Source organism: Undibacterium sp. Xuan67W (genome assembly GCF_049340165.1).
Classification (GTDB): domain Bacteria; phylum Pseudomonadota; class Gammaproteobacteria; order Burkholderiales; family Burkholderiaceae_D; genus Undibacterium.
The window spans coordinates 61,120-83,113 of sequence record NZ_JBMPPN010000021.1; the positions used below are offsets into that span (position 1 = coordinate 61,120).

At 49.9% G+C, this 21,994-nt stretch carries 18 protein-coding genes; 10 read left to right on the forward strand and 8 right to left on the reverse strand.

The features are described from left to right. The first annotated feature begins 127 nt into the window (after positions 1 to 127). The 8 genes from ACO0LE_RS16660 (at position 128) to rng (ending at position 7,494) form a co-directional block, all read left to right on the forward strand. The gene (locus ACO0LE_RS16660) at positions 128 to 853 is read left to right on the forward strand and encodes a YebC/PmpR family DNA-binding transcriptional regulator (protein WP_422961466.1); all 726 of its coding nucleotides are present in this window, start codon (positions 128 to 130) and stop codon (positions 851 to 853) included. A gap of 86 nt (positions 854 to 939) precedes the next feature. Next, on the forward strand, positions 940 to 2,214 hold the full coding sequence (purD, locus tag ACO0LE_RS16665; RefSeq protein WP_422961467.1) for a phosphoribosylamine--glycine ligase: 1,275 nt from the start codon (positions 940 to 942) through the stop codon (positions 2,212 to 2,214). A 61-nt stretch (positions 2,215 to 2,275) separates the two neighbouring features. After that, positions 2,276 to 3,175, forward strand: coding sequence for an oxygen-dependent coproporphyrinogen oxidase (hemF, locus tag ACO0LE_RS16670; protein WP_422961468.1), 900 nt, complete (start codon positions 2,276 to 2,278; stop codon positions 3,173 to 3,175). Then, positions 3,176 to 3,946, forward strand: coding sequence for a nicotinate-nucleotide adenylyltransferase (gene nadD / locus ACO0LE_RS16675; protein ID WP_422961469.1), 771 nt, complete (start codon positions 3,176 to 3,178; stop codon positions 3,944 to 3,946). After that, complete coding sequence (gene rsfS / locus ACO0LE_RS16680; RefSeq protein WP_422961470.1) at positions 3,946 to 4,650, forward strand: ribosome silencing factor; 705 nt, start codon at positions 3,946 to 3,948, stop codon at positions 4,648 to 4,650. The genes nadD and rsfS overlap by 1 nt, the downstream gene beginning before the upstream one ends. Before the next feature lie 200 nt (positions 4,651 to 4,850). Further along, a complete protein-coding gene (rlmH, locus tag ACO0LE_RS16685) occupies positions 4,851 to 5,321 on the forward strand; it encodes a 23S rRNA (pseudouridine(1915)-N(3))-methyltransferase RlmH (RefSeq protein WP_422961471.1) in 471 nt (156 codons plus the stop codon). Positions 5,322 to 5,394: 73 nt separating this feature from the next. Next, the gene (locus tag ACO0LE_RS16690; protein ID WP_422961472.1) at positions 5,395 to 6,015 is read left to right on the forward strand and encodes a Maf family protein; all 621 of its coding nucleotides are present in this window, start codon (positions 5,395 to 5,397) and stop codon (positions 6,013 to 6,015) included. An 18-nt stretch (positions 6,016 to 6,033) separates the two neighbouring features. Beyond that, positions 6,034 to 7,494, forward strand: coding sequence for a ribonuclease G (gene rng, locus ACO0LE_RS16695; RefSeq protein ID WP_422961473.1), 1,461 nt, complete (start codon positions 6,034 to 6,036; stop codon positions 7,492 to 7,494). A 169-nt stretch (positions 7,495 to 7,663) separates the two neighbouring features. Here rng and ACO0LE_RS16700 read toward each other — a convergent pair whose 3' ends face one another. Further along, on the reverse strand, positions 7,664 to 8,461 hold the full coding sequence (locus ACO0LE_RS16700; protein ID WP_422961474.1) for a THxN family PEP-CTERM protein: 798 nt from the start codon (positions 8,459 to 8,461) through the stop codon (positions 7,664 to 7,666). 470 nt (positions 8,462 to 8,931) lie between these two features. On the opposite strand from ACO0LE_RS16700, the gene ACO0LE_RS16705 reads away from it, so the two are divergent. After that, the gene (locus ACO0LE_RS16705; protein WP_422961475.1) at positions 8,932 to 9,954 is read left to right on the forward strand and encodes an acyltransferase family protein; all 1,023 of its coding nucleotides are present in this window, start codon (positions 8,932 to 8,934) and stop codon (positions 9,952 to 9,954) included. 35 nt (positions 9,955 to 9,989) lie between these two features. Here ACO0LE_RS16705 and ACO0LE_RS16710 read toward each other — a convergent pair whose 3' ends face one another. From ACO0LE_RS16710 to dnaE, 6 genes are all read right to left on the reverse strand, one after another. Continuing rightward, positions 9,990 to 11,195, reverse strand: a complete 1,206-nt coding sequence (locus ACO0LE_RS16710; protein ID WP_422961476.1) for an acetate/propionate family kinase — start codon at positions 11,193 to 11,195, stop codon at positions 9,990 to 9,992. Continuing rightward, a complete protein-coding gene (locus ACO0LE_RS16715; protein WP_422961477.1) occupies positions 11,192 to 12,616 on the reverse strand; it encodes a bifunctional enoyl-CoA hydratase/phosphate acetyltransferase in 1,425 nt (474 codons plus the stop codon). Before ACO0LE_RS16715 ends, ACO0LE_RS16710 begins: the two co-directional genes overlap by 4 nt. 28 nt (positions 12,617 to 12,644) lie before the next feature. After that, positions 12,645 to 13,754 (reverse strand): lipopolysaccharide heptosyltransferase II, encoded by a 1,110-nt coding sequence (gene waaF, locus ACO0LE_RS16720; RefSeq protein ID WP_422961478.1) that lies wholly within the window; start codon positions 13,752 to 13,754, stop codon positions 12,645 to 12,647. Positions 13,755 to 13,756: 2 nt separating this feature from the next. Continuing rightward, the gene (gene msbA, locus ACO0LE_RS16725; RefSeq protein ID WP_422961479.1) at positions 13,757 to 15,493 is read right to left on the reverse strand and encodes a lipid A export permease/ATP-binding protein MsbA; all 1,737 of its coding nucleotides are present in this window, start codon (positions 15,491 to 15,493) and stop codon (positions 13,757 to 13,759) included. 145 nt (positions 15,494 to 15,638) lie between these two features. Beyond that, on the reverse strand, positions 15,639 to 17,015 hold the full coding sequence (locus tag ACO0LE_RS16730) for an O-antigen ligase family protein (protein WP_422961480.1): 1,377 nt from the start codon (positions 17,013 to 17,015) through the stop codon (positions 15,639 to 15,641). Then, complete coding sequence (gene dnaE, locus ACO0LE_RS16735; protein WP_422961481.1) at positions 17,008 to 20,535, reverse strand: DNA polymerase III subunit alpha; 3,528 nt, start codon at positions 20,533 to 20,535, stop codon at positions 17,008 to 17,010. Before dnaE ends, ACO0LE_RS16730 begins: the two co-directional genes overlap by 8 nt. Positions 20,536 to 20,819: 284 nt before the next feature. Between dnaE and ACO0LE_RS16740 the strand changes: the two genes are divergently transcribed. After that, complete coding sequence (locus ACO0LE_RS16740) at positions 20,820 to 21,746, forward strand: sulfurtransferase (protein ID WP_422961482.1); 927 nt, start codon at positions 20,820 to 20,822, stop codon at positions 21,744 to 21,746. 119 nt (positions 21,747 to 21,865) lie between these two features. On the opposite strand, the gene ACO0LE_RS16745 is transcribed toward ACO0LE_RS16740, so the two are convergent. Further along, on the reverse strand, positions 21,866 to 21,994 hold a 129-nt coding region (locus tag ACO0LE_RS16745; RefSeq protein ID WP_422956290.1), incomplete at its 5' end, for an ExbD/TolR family protein.

A 21,994-nucleotide genomic window follows, 5' to 3' on the forward strand; every position in this document is an offset into this window, starting at 1 on the left:
TTGATCGTTCTCTAGGGGAATTTGAATAAAATCACTATGTTAAAATGGCAGACTTCATTATAGAACCGAAGCTAGGGGAATTTGCCTGGCTTTAGGTGAACAATTGCCAATTCAAGAGAGAGCGATCATGGCAGGACATAGTAAATGGGCCAATATCAAGCATAAAAAAGCGGCCACCGATGCAAAACGCGGCAAAATCTGGACGCGTCTGATTAAAGAAATTACGGTTGCAGCACGCATGGGTGGCGATGATGTCGCCTCGAATCCACGTCTGCGCCTGGCAGTCGATAAAGCGGCTGACGCCAATATGCCGAAAGAAAACGTTACCCGTGCAATACAGCGAGGTAGCGGGACACTGGAAGGGGCGAACTATGAAGAGATTCGCTACGAGGGTTACGGTATCGGCGGCGCAGCGATTATCGTTGACTGTATGACCGACAACCGTGTACGTACCGTCGCAGAAGTACGCCATGCGTTCAGCAAATTCGGCGGCAACATGGGCACTGAGGGCTCAGTCGCATTTTTATTCACGCATTGCGGTCAGATGTTGTTTGCGCCGGGCACGAATGAAGATGCATTGATGGAAGCTTCCTTAGAAGCCGGTGCCGATGATGTCCTCACCGATGAAGAAGGTGGCATTGAAGTCCTGTGCCAACCCTACGACATGTCCGGCATTAAGGATGCGCTGGAAAAAGCCGGATTCATCCCGGAAGTCGCTGAAGTCATTATGAAGCCAGGTACAGAAACCGTCTTCACTGGCGATGACGCAATCAAAATGCAAAAATTATTGGATGCGCTGGAAAATCTGGACGATGTCCAAGAAGTCTTCACCAACGCCATCATCGAAGATTAAATCTGATGTGCCGTTGCAGAACACCGGTAGTAAATGCAACTTCATGCAACTCGATGTAACGCAGTCATTGAAAAAAGAAAGCTGTTATGAAAATTCTCGTCGTAGGCTCTGGTGGCCGTGAACACGCATTAGCCTGGAAACTCGCGCAATCGGAACGTGTACAGACCATTTTTGTCGCTCCAGGCAATGGCGGTACGGCACAAGACATCCGTCTGAAAAACATCGCGCTGACTGACTCCGTTGCGCTGGCAGATTTTGTTGAGCAAGAGCATATCGGACTCACCGTCGTAGGCCCGGAAGTGCCGCTGGCGGCAGGTATCGTAAATGTATTCCGTGCCCGCGGGCTAAAAATCTTTGGCCCGAGCAAAGAAGCTGCGCAACTCGAAAGCTCCAAGGATTTTGCCAAATCCTTCATGCAGCGCCACGCTATTCCGACGGCGGAATACCAAACGTTTTCAGATCTCGCTGGCGCCCATGATTACATCGCAAAAAAAGGGGCACCTATCGTCATCAAGGCTGATGGCCTCGCCGCGGGTAAAGGCGTCGTCGTTGCAATGACAATCGACGAGGCACATGCTGCCGTCGATATGATGCTGTCTGACAATAAGCTCGGCGATGCAGGTGCCCGTGTCGTGATCGAAGAATTTCTGGCGGGAGAAGAAGCTAGTTTTATCGTCATGGTGGATGGCAAAAATATTCTGCCACTCGCAACCAGCCAGGATCACAAACGCTTGCTGGATCATGATGAAGGTCCGAACACCGGCGGCATGGGAGCGTACTCCCCTGCGCCTATCGTGACACCGCAATTACATGCCCGCGTGATGCGCGAGATTATCATCCCAACCGTACAAGGCATGGCGAAAGACGGCATCGTCTTCACCGGTTTCCTGTACGCCGGCCTGATGATTGATGATCAGGGCAATCCAAAAACCCTGGAATTCAATTGCCGCATGGGCGATCCTGAGACTCAGCCTATCATGGCGCGCCTGAAAACCGATCTCGTCAATGTCATGGAACACGCCGTCGATGGCACACTCGATGCAGTGGAACTGGAATGGGACCGCCGCACAGCGATGGGTGTCGTGATGGCCGCCGCGGGCTATCCTGATGCGCCGCGCAAAGGCGATGTGATCACTGGCATACTGGCCGAGACCGCGGACTGCGTGACATTCCATGCTGGCACTGCTCTAAAAGACGGCACACTGTCCGCAACAGGTGGACGCGTATTATGCGTCGTCGGGCTGGGCGATACGGTCAAGCTGGCGCAAAAACATGCCTACGAAGTGGTAGAGAAAATCCATTTCGATGGTGCCCAATATCGTCGTGATATTGGCTGGCGCGCGATGAATAAGAAACATTAATTAATCTCCACTGTCACCACTGTCACCACTATTACCAATGTCACCACATTAATTAGAACGCATGACTGACTCACACGCCGTAAAAGCCTACCTGCTTGGATTACAATCCAGGATCGTCGCCACGATGGAAAAGATCGATGGCAAGGACTTTATTACCGATAGCTGGGATCGCCCGGAAGGTGGCGGAGGGATTTCGCGCGTGATTGAAGAAGGTAATGTATTCGAACGCGGCGGTGTAAATTTTTCTCATGTGATGGGGAATAACCTGCCTCCGTCAGCGGCAGCCCATCGCCCCGAACTCGCTGGTCGCAAGTGGGAAGCCATGGGCGTGTCACTGGTGCTGCATCCCCGCAATCCCTACGCACCGACCGTGCATATGAATGTACGTTTTTTCACAACCTATGCCGAGGGTCAGTCCGATGTATGGTGGTTTGGTGGCGGCATGGATCTGACACCCTACTACGGCTTTGTTGATGATGCACAGCATTTCCATCAAAGCTGCAAAGATGCGCTGCTCCCATTTGGCCAGGATTTGCATCCGCGCTTTAAGAAATGGTGTGACGAATATTTTTATCTGAAGCACCGCAAAGAAGCACGTGGCGTTGGCGGCATTTTCTTCGATGATTTCAATGAACTCGATTTTGCAGCCAGCTTTGCGATGATGCAAAGTGTAGGCGATGCATTTGCCCCCGCCTATAGCGCCATCCTTGAAAAGCGCAAAGACTTGTCCTATGGTGAACGTGAGCGCGATTTCCAGGCGTATCGCCGGGGTCGTTACGTCGAGTTTAATCTGGTGTTCGATCGTGGCACACTATTTGGGTTGCAATCCGGTGGCAGGACCGAATCCATATTGATGTCCATGCCGCCGGTAGTAAAATGGCGTTATGACTGGTCGCCGGAAGAAAACAGTGCCGAAGCAGCGCTGGCAAAAGAATTTTTGCCGCACAGGGAATGGGTTTAAATGACTGCGTCACCGGATTCGGTCTCGACCAATAAAATAGCCGGGACGAATCCGCTACGTCAGCAGATTCAGCAAGCTCAGTGCTGTGTCGTCGTTCTGGGTGGCAGTTTTGATCCGGTTCACCTTGGTCACGTCGCGCTGGCAAAACGATTTATCACTTTATTAGAACCTCAGGAGTTACGGGTCGTACCGGCCGGTAATCCCTGGCAAAAGAAAGGTTTGATCGCCAGCGCGGAGCAAAGATGTGCCATGCTGGAATTGGCGTTTGCAGAGCTAAACACATGCAAACTGACGATAGATCAGCAAGAAATACAGCGCGCCAGGCATCAGCACGCCACTTATACCGTCGATACCTTGCGCGCTTTGCGGGCAGAGTATGGCGACAAGACTTCCATCGTTTTTTTAATCGGTGCCGACCAGTTGCAGAATCTGTCTAGCTGGCACCAATGGCAACATTTGTTTGATCTGGCGCATCTATGCGCGGCCTCACGACCCGGCTTCCAACTGGAGCAAACAAATTCGCCACAAGCAGTAATGTCAGTAGCGCAGCAAACACAGCAGCAAGTGCTGCAAAAATTCAAGCAAGGAGCGGCAACACCGGAACAAATTCGCAACACTCCCGCTGGGCGGACCTATCTGGCAGAGGATCTCCTCGTCGATATTTCAGCCACACAGATTCGTGACGATCTGCAGCATGGACAGCTAACAACATCGCTAGTGCCTCGCAAGGTGCTAGACTATATACAACAACATCATATATACGAAAAATAATGGATATCAAACAACTACAAACTCTCGTCTTTGACGCTCTGGAAGACGTAAAAGCACAAGACATCATCGTCTACGACACTACCCACCTGACCAGTCTGTTCGACCGCGTTGCGATCGCCTCCGGCACGTCGAACCGTCAAACCAAAGCTCTGGCAGCGTCGGTGCGGGACAAAGTCAAACAAAATGGCGGCGACGTCATCGGCATGGAAGGCGAAACAACCGGTGAATGGGTACTGGTCGATCTGGGCGATATGGTCGTTCATATCATGCAACCTGCCATCCGCGCCTACTACCGCCTGGAAGAAATCTGGGGCGACAAAGAAATTAAATTCGGCGCAGCCAAACGCGGTACGAAAAAATTAGCCAGCGCATCAGAAGACGAAGAAGCCAAACCAAAACGTGCAAGTCGCGCCAAGGCCGCACCTGTCGAAGTCACACACGATATGATGGCCAGCCAGACTACGTTGGACGACGAACCTAAGAAAGCCACACGCAAACCTCGCGTAGCCAAAGCTGCCAGCGCTGATGCACCAGCAAAACCGGTACGTAAAACAGCAACAACCGCTGCTACTGGCGTGAAAAAAACGACCGCCAAAACACCAAGCGGTACTCGCGTCAAAGTTGCTGCGACCAAAACCGCTGTTGCCTCCGCCAAAAAAGCCGCCGATAAAAAAGCGACTACTCGTCGTAAAACTGCAGAGTAATCTGATTCGCTTACAAGAGTCAGCTGATAAATTCGTTTAAAAGATCTATTTACAGACGTGTTGAACAAATTTGTTTAACGGATCGGCTTGCTTGATACGGCAGATTAAATATAGGCTTCTGTGTAAAACAGAAGCCTTTTTTACGACTGTTTTTTTTGATTTTTTCCAAAAATTTTCCTCAATTAATTAGCTACCATTTTATGCAACTCATCATCGCCGCCGTTGGTCACAAAATGCCCGCATGGATAGAGGACGGCTTTAACGAATACAGCAAACGCATGCCGCCCGAATGTCGGATTCATCTGAAAGAAATTAAGCCCGTTGAGCGCTCTGGCAGTAAAACTGCAGAAACCGTGATGGGACTGGAGCGCGTCAAAATTGAGGCTGTTTTACCGAAGAATGCACGCATCATCGCGCTGGATGAACGTGGCAAGGACTTGACCAGTGTCGCCCTGTCACAGCAATTGACTAGCTGGCAGCAAGATGGACGGGATGTGGCATTTATTATCGGCGGCGCGGATGGACTGGATGCTGAATTTAAGACGAAGGCAGATATGCTGATCAGGATTTCCAGCCTGACCCTGCCGCACGGCATGGTACGCGTGCTGCTCGCTGAGCAACTGTATCGTGCTTATTCGATTACACAAAATCATCCCTATCATCGGGTCTGAGCACAGGATAAAATCCTGGCGCACAATAGCCTCATCAGTAGACATATAGACCTGTGAACGTCGAGGAGACAACATGCCCATCGCCGACAATAAAATATATCTCGCCTCCAAGAGTCCGCGTCGCCGCGAACTCTTGCGCCAGATCGGTATCGATTTTGAAGTATTGCTACTCCGGGATCTGGCGCCGCGTGGCCCCGATGTCACCGAGCAGGTATTGCCAGACGAACTACCTTACGATTATGTGAGCCGCGTCACGCAGGAAAAAGCTGAAGCTGCGTGGACCATCATGCAGCATCGCAGACTAGCGATGCGCCCTGTACTCGCTGCCGACACGACTGTCGTTATCCATGATCAGATTCTTGGCAAGCCCGCCGATCACAATGAGGCGCGTGCGATGTTAAGCCAACTTTCAGGACAGCAGCACGCCGTCCTGACTAGTATTGCAGTCGTCAGCACGCAAGGGCGTTGGCACCTCACTCAGCGATCTGAGGTCCGATTTGCGACTTTATCCGAACAGGAAATTTCAGATTATTGCCTGTCCGCCGAGCCTTATGATAAAGCCGGTGGCTATGGCATCCAGGGATCTGCTGCGCGCTTTATTTCCCACATCAGTGGCAGTTATTCTGGCATCATGGGCTTACCCTTATTTGAGACGACCCAGCTGTTAAGGCAAGCAGGTATTCATATCCCCTAATTGGCATCTTATTGATCTATGAGCGAAAATCTCCTCATCAACATCACCCCGCAAGAAACTCGGGTTGCCTTGATTTTTCAAGGTGCAGTACAAGAACTTCATATTGAGCGCACACTGTCACGCGGCTTGGTTGGCAATGTGTATCTGGGTAAAGTGGTACGCGTACTGCCCGGCATGCAATCCGCATTTATTGACATCGGTTTAGAGCGCGCTGCGTTTTTGCATGTCGCCGATATCTGGGACGCACGTTCGCAAGAAGGCGGCAATGTACTGACACCGATTGAAAAACTGTTATTCGATGGTCAGTCGATTACTGTTCAAGTAATCAAAGATCCGATCGGCACCAAAGGCGCACGGCTCTCAACCCAGATTTCTATTGCAGGCCGCATGTTGGTCTATCTGCCGCAAGATTCTCATATCGGCATTTCACAGCGTATCGAAAATGAAGCCGAGCGTGAAGCACTACGCGCCAAAGTGCTAAGTTTGCAGCAGCCTGATGAAAAAGGTGGATTCATCGTCAGAACCATGGCTGAGGATGCCTCTGACGAAGATCTGAAATCCGACGTCGAATATCTGAGACGGACATGGGCGAATATCACCCAGATGGCAAAAACTCAGCCGCCCACAACCCTGCTCTACCAGGATCTGAATCTGGCACAAAGAGTACTGCGTGATTTTGTGAACGAAGAGACTGCAAGTATTCAGGTCGATTCGCGTGAAAACTATCAGATGCTAGTTGAGTTCGGTACTACGTACACACCATCGGTATTACCGAAACTCCAGCATTACACAGGCGAACGGCCACTCTTCGATTTATACGGTGTCGAAGAAGAAATTGAGCGCGCTCTGGGGCGTCGCGTCGATCTGAAATCCGGTGGATACCTGATCGTTGATCAGACCGAAGCCATGACGACCATTGACGTCAACACAGGCAGCTTCGTCGCAGGCCGGAACTTCGATGACACCATCTTCAAAACCAATCTCGAAGCAGCTCACGCCATCGCTCGCCAACTACGATTACGCAATCTTGGCGGCATCATCATTCTCGATATTATCGATATGGAGAATGAAGAACATAAAACAGCGGTTCTGGCAGAGTTGAATAAAGCGTTGTCACGTGACCGGACTAAACTCTCCATCTCTAATTTCTCTGCATTAGGTCTGGTCGAAGTCACCCGCAAACGCACCAGGGAATCGCTGGCGCACATCCTGTGCGAACCCTGCCCGGCATGCAGCGGCAAGGGCCAGGTCAAAACTGCACGCACAATCTGCTACGAAATTTTGCGCGAACTCCTGCGCGAAGCCAAGCAATTCAATCCAAGAGAATTCCGCATCATGGCGTCGCAAGTCGTCGTAGATATGTTTCTTGAAGAAGAGTCACAGCATTTAGCCATGCTCGGTGATTTCATTGGTAAGCCGATTTCACTGCAAGTCGAGAATGTGTTTCATCAGGAGCAGTACGACATCATTCTGATGTAGTCAGAATGAAAAACGCAGTATTGATGCGGGCTACAGAAGAAAAAACCTCTACAACCCTCATCAATACCGCGCGATTCCATTTGAAATTCAGTTAAAACTCCTCTGCGCAGCTTAGTGAAAATCTGACTAAAATTCTTCAGTATTTCTCAAACCGGTCAAACACAAACGACTAGCTCGACTGCTTGCGACTCAGGAACAATCCTAACAGTCCGATGCCGATTAAGGCGAGCAAACCTGGCTCAGGAATTTGTACCGGCGTCGAAGTAATCACAAATGCAAATATCGCTGGTGTAAATTTGCCCTCCTCCGTTTGAAATCCCAGACATCCTGCAGCAGCGCCAGCCACCGCACAAGTCGCAGCCGGAAGTGGCTGCAATTTGTTCGTAGTTTCAAATGCGCTGACATAATAAGTAAAGCCGTCATAAACAAAACTGTTATTCAAAGCACCGCTGTCAATCACAAAAATATCATCACATAGCGATGTCGTGATAAAGCCGCAATTTGCCTGATTAGGTGTCTCCTTAAAGTGAATCGCAAAGGAAATTAGGTCAGGTGGCAAAGCGGCTCCTGGGTTTGGCAAATCGGGAGTCAGCGTCAACAGCGTATCGAGAACAGCGTTGGTTAAAGTCGCATAAGCACCGCTGAGTGTATTGTTGTAATGGGTAATCGTGTTCGTCACAGCCGCCGAGCCGTTTGTTACGACAGTGCCGCCGAGAATATTGCCGTTTGTAATTTCAAGGCCACTGCGCGAGCTTGTACCGTTACCGGTGTTGTTGTGAAAATCCAGAGTGCCGCCCCAACTGATGACACTAGCATTTTGTAAGGTTGAGCCGCCACCTGCCGAAAAAGTTGCCGAATTCCAGGTGGAACTTTGATCAAATTTCCATTGCGTTACTAAAGTAGCCTGAGCCATGCCAGCCAACAACAAACTAGTCAGCAAGCTCAATGTCATCATCATTTTTTTCATCTCTGATCTCCTTTAACATAATTAACATACAGTTAAAACCACATCAAACAATGTCAAAATTCAGACCATCTGGAGCAACAACAATTTACCGTGACAGCACTTGTCGATGCTTAGAGTCCTCTCAAGAACAACGGATAAACTGGCCCGATCGCTCACCTCAGTCAATCATGCATATATCGTTCCACCTTTTCCGAGTCGCCTTTTATGCTTGAATACAGAGTAGAAATATTACGGAGAGTAAAGCAGACGCAAATGGTCTGTAAAATAGTGCGACAGTTTGATGGTCGGATACTTTCATAAAACAAATATAGCATTGTAGAAACACCAAGGTCTGCGCACAATGAATTAGGAGTGCGAATGAATCTGCCGACGTACGATAAGGCGGGAGTTTTGATCCTGCGTCGTGGCATGAACACATTTACCAGCCTAATTGTGCATAAATCCTGCCCCTCAATAACAAATTTTTGCTTATGACCAATAGAAATAACTGGGCTGACTACGCCAAGGCAATCGGTATCTTGCTGGTCGTTTATGCACACGTCGCACGTGGCGCGTGGAACGCCGGTTTGCCATTAGACAAAGAGAGCTACATGCGGATCGATAGTGTGATCTACAGCTTTCATATGCCATTGTTTTTTTTCTTGTCTGGTTTGTTTTTCTTGCCGTCATTAAACAAATACGGTGGCATGCAGCTCATGCGCGGCAAACTTAGTACGATTATTTATCCTTACCTAATCTGGTCTCTGTTGCAGGGATTCATTGAGGTATTTTTATCTCGCTATACGAACTCGCAAACTAGCTTGGGCGATGTCTTATCCTTACTGTGGATGCCCCGTGCGCATTTCTGGTTTTTATATGTTCTCTTCCTGATCTTTGGCCTTGCTGTACTGGTAAATCGTCAGCAGCAGGTCAGGCAACAAGGTGTCATCTTGGTGTCGGCACTCGCGTTCTGGGTGCTGCACTTGTATGTAGCACTCCCTTTTCCTTTTGACTATCTAGCGAATTATTTTATTTTTTTCGTCTTAGGTATGAATGTCACTACAGTCTTGCGATGGATAGAAAATCGAGCTGGCAGTTGGGTATTCGGCAGTCTGATTTTATTCGGAACACTGCAGTACATCTTTCATCATCGCTTGCGCCTGATCTACACCGATACGAGTGTGTTGCTCATAGCCCTGTCATGCGCTGGAATCGTTTTAGTCAGTAGTCTGTCGGTCTGGCTCAGCCAAACAGGAACCGCTGTATGGTTGGCGACAATAGGGCAATATTCCATGCCGATTTATCTGATGCATATACTCGCAGCGAGTGGCGTCAGAATTATATTGAGTAAATTTTTACATATTGACGATGTGGCGACACATCTACTAGCTGGCGTCGGTGCGGGGATCGTATTGCCGGTGCTTGTATATCGCGGTAGTCAAACAAAACCGCTGAGCGCACTGCGATATTTATTCACGCCACCAGCATGGCGTTTAAAAAACACATCTGCCTGAGTCTTTCCAAGCCTATCAAGACTAACTACGGACAGTTAACCCTGCAAAATTTCCGCCGCATCCATCGCTGCAATGCGTCCTTCATCGGTGGGGACAACCCAGATCTCAACCGGGCTGCTTGCGGTATGAACTGCAGCGATCGCATCTCCTTGTGCAGCAACATTTTTTGCACTATCGATATGCAGATTAAGGTAGCTAAGTTGCTCGCAAACCTGTTGACGTAATACAGCATCATGCTCGCCAATGCCGCCAGTAAAAACCAGCAAATCGATGCCACCGACACAGGCCGTCATTGCCCCGATCTCCCGCACAATGCGGTGTGTAAATAAATCAATCGCCGCTTTTGCCTGCAAGTCCTCACACGCTCGCAAGCGCCGCATATCGGCTGAAATACCCGAGACGCCTAACAAACCTGATTCTTTGTACAAACTGGATTCCAGTTGTGTCGCAGTCCACCCTTTCTGCAACAAATAAAGAATGACACCAGCATCCAGCGCACCGCAACGAGTCCCCATCATCAATCCATCAAGCGCGGAAAATCCCATCGTCGTCGCCCGACTCCGACCATCGTACATTGCGCACAAGCTGGCACCATTGCCGAGGTGAGCCATGACAACGCGTCGTCTGGAACGTAGCGAATGCTCATGCAAACAGCCCGCAACATAGCGATACGACAAACCATGAAATCCATAGCGACGGACACCAAGCTCACGAATCCTTTTAGGCAGCGCCAGCGTACGCTCGACTTCAGGTAAATCAGCATGAAATCCAGTGTCAAAACACGCAATTTGCGGAACACCGGGATAAGCATTCTGAAATGCGATGACACCGTCGAGATTATGTGGCTGATGCAAGGGTGCCAGGCAATCTAAGCCGTGTAAATAATGTATGTCTTCGTCGCCTAAACGGATGGAGCGGGAATAACGGTCACCGCCATGCACAATGCGATGTGCAACTGCGAGTATCGATACGTCACCGGCATAGTGCTGCAAAAGCTGATGTAATTCAGTCAGCGTACGGGCGAAACGATCCTCTCCTTCAGGGATGTCAATGCGCGTACTGATGGACGACTCACCACTTCGGCGAATAGTTACCTTAACGATACCTTGCGGCTCTAGTCCTTCGACTAAACCAGTCAATATTGCGGCCTCTACCGTCCCTTGTTCGCATGGATATAAGGCAAATTTGATCGAAGAAGAGCCAGAATTGACCGATAAAATAAGCTTGATCGCGTCGCTCATGGTGCAACAGTCCGGTAATGATGTGCCAGCAGTTTGACCAGTGCGGCGGATGCGACCCGCGAGGCGCTGCCCTGCGAGCGACTGGTCAAAGCAATAGGAACGCGGGCGCCGACAACAACACCACAAGTCGACGCGCCAGACAAATATTCAAATTGCTTGGCCAGCATATTGCCAGACTCTATATCAGGCACCATCAAAATATCAACATCTCCCGCAACAACAGAATCGATGCCCTTAATACGCGCAGCATTCGCCGAAATCGCATTATCAAAAGCCAGCGGCCCATCGACGATTCCGCCAGTGATTTGCTTACGATCCACCATTTTACAAAGTGCTGCCGCATCAATGGTCGAGATGATTTTTGGACTAACTGTCTCGACTGCCGATAACAAGGCAACCTTAGGTTCTGTGATATTGAGCGCGATAGCAAAATTAATCGCGTTTTGCAAAATATCAGCTTTACCCATCAGATCCGGTGCAATATTGAGCGCCGCATCCGTCAACAGCAAGACCTTGTGATACATCGGTACATCAAGGTGAAAGATATGCGACAGTCGTCGCTTGGTTCGCAATGTAAGACAGCGAACAACTGCACCCATCAATTCGTCCGTATGCAAGCTGCCTTTCATCAAAGCCTCAACCTTGCCTTCTGCCGCCAGCTCCACTGCCTTATCCGCTGCCGCATGACTATGCACGACATCAATTAATTCCATGCCGCTCAAATCCAGATTTGCCTCCTGAGCAAGCACTTGCAATTTCACCAGAGGAGCGATGATGACCGGAATAATCAATCCATGGCTGACAGCGTCCACCGCGCCTTTTAAGGACTCAACGTCACAAGGATGAACCACGGCGCAGCGCACCGCGGACAGATCCCGCACACTGTCAACCAAGTGCCGCTGACGAACACCGAGATCAAACATTGCCATCGTTTGTAACTGCGTTCGCGGTCTGCTAACCCGCTCCGCCGGAGCAATAACCAGTGCGTTACCGGAGACGACTTTTTCTCCGAACTGATTCATGATCTGGCAATCCAGTGTCACTCGTTTTTTTTCATCCTCTTTGGCAATCACGGTAGCCGAGATCGTTAAAGTATCGCCAATTCTGACTGGCTTGGAGAAGCGAAGCTGTTGCTCAAGATAGATCGTGCCAGGACCAGGTAGCTGCGTTCCCAAGACAGTAGAAATCAAGGCACCGCCCCACATACCGTGAGCGATCACACCATGAAATAGTGTGTGACCGGCATACTCAGGATCCATATGCGCAGGATTCATATCACCTGAAACAATGGCAAAAGCCTGAATATCCGCAGCACTCAGCGTGCGCGTCTGAGTCGCCGTCTGCCCGACATAGATATCGTCATACACAACGTTCGATATCTGAGCCGGCTGATTATTTTCTTGATAGACCACGGTGTTCATAGACCACTTTCTCTATCTGATGAGACATTCAATGAGATTTCTGGTGCGATGACATGATCGCAGAAATCGGATGATAGACCATCTCTGTGGTCATTTTCTGCATACAGTCCTGATGCCCCAATGGACACTCTCGCTGTTTGCAAGGTGCGCAGTTAAGGCGCAAAGAAAGGGAATAGGCAATGTCGGAAAACGGTGGTGCATGATCGGGATCAGTCGGACCATACAGGGCAATGACGGGGCGGTTCAGCGCCGATGCGATATGCAGCAAGCCAGAATCATTACTCACCACGGCAGAGGCACTGGCAATCAAGGCAATCGCCTGATCTAGGCTGGTCTTGCCGGCAAGCTGATGGATGGATAGAACTGACAGCGATAAGGACTTGATCTCATCACAGACAGGACTGTCTTTTGGCGAGCCTAGTAAGACGATTTGTGTTGCAGGATAGGTTACGGCGATCTGCGCGGCGAGTTTGGCAAAATGCGCTGCCGGCCAGCGTTTCGCATTACCGAACTCAGCACCCGGCGCAAAACAGATGAGCGGCCGCTCACGCGATAAACCGAGTTGCATATAAGTCGCTACGATGTGCGATTCGCTCACAATGAGCGAAGGACGCGCACAAGTCATAGCGATGTGTGGCGCAGGTTCGGCAGCTAATGCCGCATAAAACGGCACCATCGCCCGCGGTGAGACAGGGTCATCATGATGCATCACATTAATCACGCCGTAGCGGCTCTCGCCTTTGTACCCAATGCGCCGGGGAATACCGGCCAGCCACGGAATCAGCGCAAACTTTAAGGTATTCGGCAAAATATAGGCCGCAACATAATGACGCTGACGCAGTTGTCGCGCATAACGCCAACGCTCACGCAACTGCAATGCGCCATGCTTAAACGGCGTCTCCTGTACCGTATCGACCTCTGCCATCGCCCGCAATACCGGGGCGACCCAGGCGGCGGCCAGTACATCAATCGCATGAGCCGGATACTGCTGCTTTAATAGTCGCAACAACGGTTGCGCCATGACCGCATCACCTATCCAGTTCGGTGCGATGACCAGTAAGCGCTCAGGAGCCTGTACAGAAGAATCCGAGGTGACCGACGTGAGCGAAGTGAGCGATCTAGCCGAAGACGTGCTCATGGTCAGGCCGTGAATTGCAAGCGATACAGGTTCGCATAGACACCCTCTTTTGCCAGTAACTCGGTATGAGTGCCGATCTCACTGATCATGCCGTCCACCAGCACCGCAATCCGGCTGGCGCGTTCTATGGTGGATAAGCGATGCGCAATCACCAACGTGGTCCGGCCTTGCATTAATTCATCCAGCGCAGATTGCACGGCACGTTCGGACTCTGAATCCAGCGCCGATGTCGCCTCATCGAGTATCAGGATCGGCGCATTCTTATAAATCGCTCGTGCTATTGCCAGACGCTGACGTTGTCCGCCAGACAGGCGGCTGCCGTTATCACCGATCATGGTGTTCAAACCTTCGGGCAATTCACGCACGACATCTTCCAGATGCGCGGCAGTCACTGCGGCGGCAATACGTGCGGCATCCGGTTGTGGATCGCCGTAGGCAATATTTGCCGCGACGGTGTCGTCAAACAGCACGACATTTTGACTGACCATCGCAATCTGCGCCCGCAGACTCGCGAGTGAAATCTGATTCAACGGAATACCGTCCAATAGAATCTCACCGTCACTCACCTGATAAAAACGTGGCACCAGATTCACTAGTGACGTCTTGCCACCACCGGACATGCCGACCAGCGCCAGTGTCTCACCCGGCTGGATGCTCAGGTTAATCCCTTGCAACGCGACTTGCTCGTGCCCTGGATAGCTAAAACTGGTATTGATAAATTCCAGCTTACCTTGCGCTCTGGCGGGCAAGGGCTTACCGCTATCATGTTCAGGCTCTGCATCGATCATTGAGAAAACCGATTCCGCCGCTGCCATGCCACGCTGCATCGGACCATTCAGGTCAGCCAGCCGTTTCAGAGGCGTCAATAGCATCATCATCGCAGTAATGAACTTAACAAAATCACCGACGGTAGTGGTGTCCGACTTGCCTTGTGCGACCGCGAGCATAATCACAATGGCGACGGCACAAGCTGCCAGCACTTGGGTGACTGGCGTCGTCGATGCAACGGCAACCGTGGTCTTCATCGCATAGCCACGCAATTTTTCATTCTTTTTATCAAAGCGTTGCTGCTCGTAATTCTGGCCGCCAAAAATACGGATCACCTGGCTGGCACGTGTGGTCTCTTCGATGACCTGGGTCAGTTCGCCATTGACTTCGAGCTGATCCTGATTGAGCTTACGCAGGCGCTTGCTGACTCGCCGTACCAGATACGCCATGGAGGGAATCAAGACAATCGTGACCAGCGTCAGCTTCCAGTTGACCCATAACAAATAGGCGAGCAAGACGATCACTGTCAGCGAATCGCGGAACAGGGTCGTGATTGATACCTTCATCATTTCCACAATTTGCTGTGCTTCAAACATGATGGTGTTGATGATTCGACCGCTGGATTCTGTATGATAAAAATTGATAGGGACATTCATGATCCGCGCAAACACCTGTGCGCGGATATCATTCAACTGACGGGTTGCAATCCATGACATCAGATAACTTGTCGTAAATGTGCAGAGGCCGCGCAAGACAAAAATACCGATAATTGCAGCAGGTACTTTCCACAACGGCAGATTGGTATGCTCACCTTTAAAACCATGATCCAGCAGATAGCCGAAAACATGCGGAAACATTACCTCAGTCAATGCGGTACCAATCATCGTCAGCAAGGTCCATAACAGACGCTGACGGTGCTGACGCATCGATGCCCATAAGCGCTGCGCGATTTGTATCGTTTGCTGATTCATTATTCTCATTATTCTGATTACTTTAATTAGGCTGAAGAGTTTTTTTGAATATCTCAACAGCAATCCGCTTTATCCATGCGGCTTTCAGCGCATTTTCATGCTATAAGGCGCATAGATAGAGCGGATTCAATTTTAATTTTCTTTATTAAACTGCATTGGATTGTCTATCGTCTGTGCGGACACCTGCCAGCGGAATCGCCAGCAAAATCATCAAGGCCATTCCGAATACGCCATCGCGCAGGATGGCATTAAACATGCCACCGACCATCATTGTTACACCCAGCATCGCCAGTAACATCGCTCGCTCCCGTGTTTGCACCTGCTTCGTCATACGGTGCGCAAGCCATAGCTGGCTGAGCCAAATCCACAACAATGCCGCTAATCCAGCGATACCCAGCTCGGTGAAATACAACAGGTAATCATTATGCGGCGTCGTCATGGTGCCGCTCATCATGCCTTTGGCGCGCTGCTGATAAAGCGGCATCCAGTTTGCAATGCCATGTCCGAGTACGACTTGCTCCGCAATGATCTGACTGGTCACTTTATAAATCTCCAGTCGCATACCATCTTCGCCGATATTTTTTCCTTCGTTAAACGAATGTACCTGATGCACCGTACACTGCGCACGCATTACTAGGATCTGTGTGGGTGTTGTGCCGGCAAGCTGCATTTCGTTTACAGCACAGGTCTCTGGCGCAGGCAGACTCAACACATAGTTCCAGGTACCGACGCCAGCCACCAACAGACCAGCCAGAACCAGCGCGCTAAGCCTCGACCAGCGTAAGTTACGCAAGGCCATCAGGACACATAGCAAAATAAAAATCAGACTGGCGGTACGACTTTTGGCCAGCAACAATACGGCCAGGACGACATATGCCAATACGAACATTCTGATCAATAAATGATTTTTACGTAAAACCAATTCATGCAACATCCAGCCGGAAGCAAGTGCCAGTAAGATGCCAAGCAAGATTGACTTATTTCCCTCATAAACAACGTAGCTGCGAAACAGTGTATTGGCCGGCAAGACATGCAGCAGATTCAGGTAATACAAACTGGCTGCAAAGACCGCTCCGACAAAAAAATTCTTCAGCGCTTTTTGCTGCCAGACGCCGGCACCGACACACAGAAAAGGAAATAAAAAAACATAGGTCTGGTAGTGCCAGAATCCTGACCAGAACTCGCCAGCGGGTCGTTCATGCGAGACCGCAGCGACGATACTCACCGCACTCAATGCCAGTACAGGCAATAACATCGGGCTGCATCGTATCGCTTGCACCTTCAATCGCCACGCATCATTCGACACGCAAGACAGTAATAGGCTGATGTAAAACACCAGCACTCCGCCATACATCACACCGACCGGAAAAAATAAAGTCAGTGGCAGGAATGCCAACACCTGCTGCGGCCAGTTCGCACGTTCGGTCCACAATGGCGCCCATCCACCTGAACGTGTCGGTAAGTGCGTATCAGATTGCGCTTGTGCAGGTAGTGATCCGGTCTGTTTCATGCGGTCAGGCATATTCGATCTGTACTCTGTCAGGTGTCAGCCACTCACCGAGTTTTTGCCGCAGATTATCATCAGGGTTGACTCGCCATTGATCTGCCAGATACAGCTCGGCGCTGGCGTCGGTGTTTTGATAGCGGATCAGGACAGGACATCCTTCCGGATTCAGACTAGGTTTGAGAATGTCCTGCAATTTTTTCAGATCCGTTCCTGCGTGCAGTGACAAACGCAAGCCTTGTGAAAACTGGACGCGTGCCCGGCCAATATCCATGATTTTTTCAGCAGTAATCCGCAGTCCGCCGGAGAAGCGATCCTCGGATACTTTGCCCAGCACCGCCAGGAATTCGTCTTCTTTAAACAAGTTTTTATACTCATCCAGCATTTCGCTATACACCGTTACATCAACGGTCGCTGTACCGTCATCGAGAGTGACGATCATGATCTTGCCGCGCTGTGTCATCTGCGTGCGCAGCCCGGCAATCACGCCACCGATCAAGCGCAGATCACGCGAGGGATCAAGCTTGGCGAGTGTAGTTTTAATGAACTGCCTTACCTCAGGAGCATAAGCGTCAAACAGATGGCCGGATAAGTAAAATCCCAATGCCAGTTTTTCTTCCATCAACCGCTGCTTATCAGACCAATGATCTACCTTGATATATTCCGGCGGAGGAATCATATCGTCATCATCACCGAATAAACTGACTTGATTAATTGCGGCCTCGGCCTGCTCGGCCGCTTCCATCGCCAAAGGTACGGTTGCCAGCAGTACCGCACGATCCTGCCCCAGACTATCCATCGCACCAGCTCGTATCAGAGACTCTACCGTGCGCCGATTGACCTGACGTTTGTCTATCCGTTTTGCAAAATCAAACAGACTCAGGAAAGGACCATCAGCCTTACGCGCCGCGACAATGCTCTCAATCGCATTTTGACCGGAACCTTTGACAGCCCCGAGGCCATAGCGGATTTGCGTGGCTTTTTTACCCGGCTCACCAACCGGAATAAAGCGGTACTCGGATTGATTGATATCGGGTGCAAGCAAAGTGAGTTTGCAGATATCGAGTGAGTCTTCGACCAGAATTTTGATCTTATCAGTATCATCCATCGCCAGCGACAAGTTGGCTGCCATGAACGCGGCTGGATGATGTGCCTTCAGATATGCGGTGTGATACGAGAGCAATGCGTAAGCAGCTGCATGAGATTTGTTAAAACCATAGCCGGCGAATTTTTCCATCAAATCGAAAATTTCATCCGCTTTGGATTGAGGCAAACCATCCTTCGCGGCACCGTCACGGAAAATCTGGCGGTGTTCCGCCATCTCTTCGGCTTTCTTTTTACCCATCGCACGACGCAGTAAGTCAGCGCCACCCAGCGAGTAACCACCGACCACCTGCGCCATCTGCATCACCTGCTCCTGATATACCATGATGCCGTAGGTTTCTGACAAAATACCTTCGGTACGCGGATCAGGGTAATCAAATTTTTCACCATGCTTACGCTTACAAAAATCCGGAATCAGATCCATCGGTCCCGGACGATACAAGGCTACCAGCGCAATAATGTCTTCAAAGCGATCGGGGCGCGCGTCTTTCAGCATGCCTTGCATGCCGCGGCTTTCCAGCTGAAATACGGCGACAGTTTTCGCCTTGGTTAACAGCTCATACGATGGTCTGTCGTTGAGAGGCAGTTTCGCCAGATCAAAATCCGCCATCGCTGGATCCAGCATCTTAATGTAGCGAACAGCACGATCCAGAATCGTCAACGTGGTCAAACCCAAAAAGTCGAACTTTACGAGACCGACTGCTTCAACGTCGTCTTTATCGTATTGCGATACGACGCCGGAATCCCCCCCCTGCGTGTACAGTGGACAGAAATCAGTCAGTTTGCCCGGCGCGATCAGCACGCCCCCCGCATGCATGCCGATGTTACGGGTGATTCCTTCGACCTGTTGTGCCAGGTCGAGCAAGGTTTTGACTTCTTCTTCGTTTTCCTGCCGTTCAGCAAGCAAAGGTTCTTCGACAATTGCCTCGGCAATCGTGACTTGTTTACCCGGTTTAAATGGAATTAATTTAGAGACTCCATCACAAAACATATAACCAAAATCCAGTACACGACCGACGTCGCGAATCGCCCCTTTAGCCGCCATCGTACCGAAGGTTGCAATCTGCGATACCGCCTCTTTGCCGTAGCGATCCTTTACATATTGAATCACCCGATCACGCCCTTCCTGGCAAAAATCAATATCGAAATCGGGCATGGAAACGCGTTCTGGATTCAAGAAACGCTCAAACAGTAAGTTGTATTGCAGCGGATCCAGATCAGTAATCAACAGCGAATACGCGACTAGTGAACCAGCACCAGAACCACGGCCCGGGCCAACCGGTACGCCATTATTTTTTGCCCATTGAATAAAGTCGGCCACGATCAGAAAGTAGCCCGGGAAACCCATCTTGATGATGGTATCGGTTTCAAACTTCAGGCGCGCTTCATATCGGGGGCGATGCTGTTCACGCTTTTCCAGATCGGGATAGAGCTGCCCCAGTCGCTGCTCTAATCCGCGCTGTGATTCATGCACCAGAAAATCGTTGATGGTCATACCATCCGGTGTCGGGAAGTCGGGCAATTTCGGCTTACCCAATTCCAGCGTCAGATTGCAGCGCTTGGCAATCTCGACAGAATTTTTAAGTGCGCCCGGAATATCGGCAAATAACTCGGCCATCTCTGCCTGGGTTTTAAAACATTGCTGATCATTAAAACGACGTACGCGACGACCATTCGCCAGCATATCGCCCTCGGCAATACAAGTACGCGCTTCGTGGGCAACGAAGTCTTCTTTATTGATGAACTGGATAGGATGGGTGGCAACGACCGGCAACTGCAACTTGCGCGCTAGGGCGATCGCCTGCCGCACATGAGCATCCATATTTGGCTGACCTGCTCGTTGAATTTCAATATAAAAATGGTGGGGAAAAATCGCCGCCCAGCGCTGTGCACTGCGCTCGGCCAGATCAATATTGCCATTGTCTATCGCAATACCGACATCGCCGAAGTGAGCCCCCGATAAGACGATCAACCCTGGTTCTTCACCCTTTTGCTGATCAGCCTCAAATAAGGCATGCAGCCATTCATAGCGGATCTCGGCACGACCGCGATGCTGATTGGTCAGCCAGGCTTGCGCCAATAATTCGCAAAGCTGTAAATAACCTTTTTTATTTTTCACCAAGAGCATCAGACGCGATGGCTTATCCCTGTCATTATCATTGGTAATCCATGCATCACAACCGGCAATCGGCTTCACGCCTTTGCTACGCGCTGTTTTATAAAATTTTACCATGGCAAACAAGTTCGCCAGGTCGGTAATCGCCAGCGCAACCTGCTTATCTTTCGTTGCCGCTTTTACCACATCATCAATGCGAACCAGGCCATCAACAATCGAATATTCAGAGTGCAAACGCAGGTGGACAAATTGCGGATGTGCTGCGGCAGACAAGGCAGGCGCGCTACTATCGTTGGTCAGTGTTAATTCAGTATTCATTCACGTATTTTACCGTGCCGGACTGACGAAAACGATTGCCAGTGCAGGTAAAAGTGCGTGAATAGCGATATGAATGATGATATTACCGACAAGCGCCGGGCAGATAACATCCAGATAAGCAAGCTACTCCGTCGCAAGGCATTCTGCATTACGACGTCATGGCAAAATCAAAGACGACCTAGCATGAGTCGTGACCGTTTTGTTTTTTTGAATCGTAAAACTTTAATTTTACGTCCAGAAAAGTTTATAATGCTGCCAAATCAATGACTTACTGAATATCTACTATGTCGCACGCAACTCCCGCAGTACAAACCGAAGAAACACCTTACGTTAATATTTCTGCTTATAAATTCATTACATTCGACGATACGGCGGAAAAGCGTACGGAATTTATCGCTAAATGTCAGGAATTAAATCTCAAAGGTACTGTTTTGCTGACGCCAGAGGGCATCAATATGTTCCTGGCCGGATTGCGTCACGAAATAGATGCATATATGGACTGGCTGCATACCGATCCGCGTTTTGCAGATGTCGTTGCTAAAGAGAGTTTTTCAGATCATCAGCCATTTACCAAATTGCTGGTCAAGCTGAAACCTGAAATCATCACCATGCGTATGCCCTTAATTAAGCCTGAGGAAGGTCGGGCACCGTCGGTCGATGCGCACACCTTAAAACGCTGGCTGGATCAGGGACATGACGATCATGGCAAAGCGGTAGTCATGGTTGACACACGTAATGATTTTGAAGTCGACGTAGGTAGTTTCGATAATACGATTGATTATCGGATCAGCAAATTTACCGAGTTCCCTGCCGTCATCGAAGCCAATCGCGAAGCATTGAATGATAAGACTGTAGTGACTTTTTGCACCGGTGGTATTCGCTGCGAAAAAGCGGCAATCCACATGCAGAATGTCGGCTATGACAGCGTATATCAGCTAGAGGGCGGGATTCTGAAATATTTTGAAGAAGTTGGCGGCGCTCATTATCACGGTGACTGTTTTGTATTTGACTATCGTACAGCCTTAAATCCGAAGCTGGAAGCAACGGATACCAAGCAATGCTATGCCTGCCGTGCAGTGGTGACGCCACGTGAACAATTATCCCCATGGTATGTTGAGGGAAAATCCTGCCCGCATTGCAAAAAATTGCAAACCAGCGAAATAGAAGGTGAAGCATCTGGCGCACAAGTCGCAGATCAGTCGGCAAGCTAATTCACAAAAAATAAGCTGACCATACAAGTTGATGGTATAAGTTGATAACCACAGAAAAAGAAAAGGCTCCGCAAGGAGCCTTTTCTTTTTGGTCAGAACATATTTTAAAGTGAATTACATCACTTCAAGAACTGCTCATTACCGACCATACCGATCTTAGTGACGCCAAGACGCTGAGCCGTTGCCATCACATGAGCCACCGACTTGTACGCCACCAGCTTGTTCGGCCGCAGATGCACTTCCGGCTG

What these genes read in the sequence shown, in the direction of transcription:
- ACO0LE_RS16660 (WP_422961466.1), top strand. Translation starts at nt 128, where the DNA reads ATGGCAGGACATAGTAAATGGGCCAATATCAAGCATAAAAAAGCGGCC.
- purD (WP_422961467.1), top strand. Translation starts at nt 940, where the DNA reads ATGAAAATTCTCGTCGTAGGCTCTGGTGGCCGTGAACACGCATTAGCC.
- hemF (WP_422961468.1), top strand. Translation starts at nt 2,276, where the DNA reads ATGACTGACTCACACGCCGTAAAAGCCTACCTGCTTGGATTACAATCC.
- nadD (WP_422961469.1), top strand. Translation starts at nt 3,176, where the DNA reads ATGACTGCGTCACCGGATTCGGTCTCGACCAATAAAATAGCCGGGACG.
- rsfS (WP_422961470.1), top strand. Translation starts at nt 3,946, where the DNA reads ATGGATATCAAACAACTACAAACTCTCGTCTTTGACGCTCTGGAAGAC.
- rlmH (WP_422961471.1), top strand. Translation starts at nt 4,851, where the DNA reads ATGCAACTCATCATCGCCGCCGTTGGTCACAAAATGCCCGCATGGATA.
- ACO0LE_RS16690 (WP_422961472.1), top strand. Translation starts at nt 5,395, where the DNA reads ATGCCCATCGCCGACAATAAAATATATCTCGCCTCCAAGAGTCCGCGT.
- rng (WP_422961473.1), top strand. Translation starts at nt 6,034, where the DNA reads ATGAGCGAAAATCTCCTCATCAACATCACCCCGCAAGAAACTCGGGTT.
- ACO0LE_RS16700 (WP_422961474.1), bottom strand. Translation starts at nt 8,461, where the DNA reads ATGAAAAAAATGATGATGACATTGAGCTTGCTGACTAGTTTGTTGTTG.
- ACO0LE_RS16705 (WP_422961475.1), top strand. Translation starts at nt 8,932, where the DNA reads ATGACCAATAGAAATAACTGGGCTGACTACGCCAAGGCAATCGGTATC.
- ACO0LE_RS16710 (WP_422961476.1), bottom strand. Translation starts at nt 11,195, where the DNA reads ATGAGCGACGCGATCAAGCTTATTTTATCGGTCAATTCTGGCTCTTCT.
- ACO0LE_RS16715 (WP_422961477.1), bottom strand. Translation starts at nt 12,616, where the DNA reads ATGAACACCGTGGTCTATCAAGAAAATAATCAGCCGGCTCAGATATCG.
- waaF (WP_422961478.1), bottom strand. Translation starts at nt 13,754, where the DNA reads ATGAGCACGTCTTCGGCTAGATCGCTCACTTCGCTCACGTCGGTCACC.
- msbA (WP_422961479.1), bottom strand. Translation starts at nt 15,493, where the DNA reads ATGAATCAGCAAACGATACAAATCGCGCAGCGCTTATGGGCATCGATG.
- ACO0LE_RS16730 (WP_422961480.1), bottom strand. Translation starts at nt 17,015, where the DNA reads ATGCCTGACCGCATGAAACAGACCGGATCACTACCTGCACAAGCGCAA.
- dnaE (WP_422961481.1), bottom strand. Translation starts at nt 20,535, where the DNA reads ATGAATACTGAATTAACACTGACCAACGATAGTAGCGCGCCTGCCTTG.
- ACO0LE_RS16740 (WP_422961482.1), top strand. Translation starts at nt 20,820, where the DNA reads ATGTCGCACGCAACTCCCGCAGTACAAACCGAAGAAACACCTTACGTT.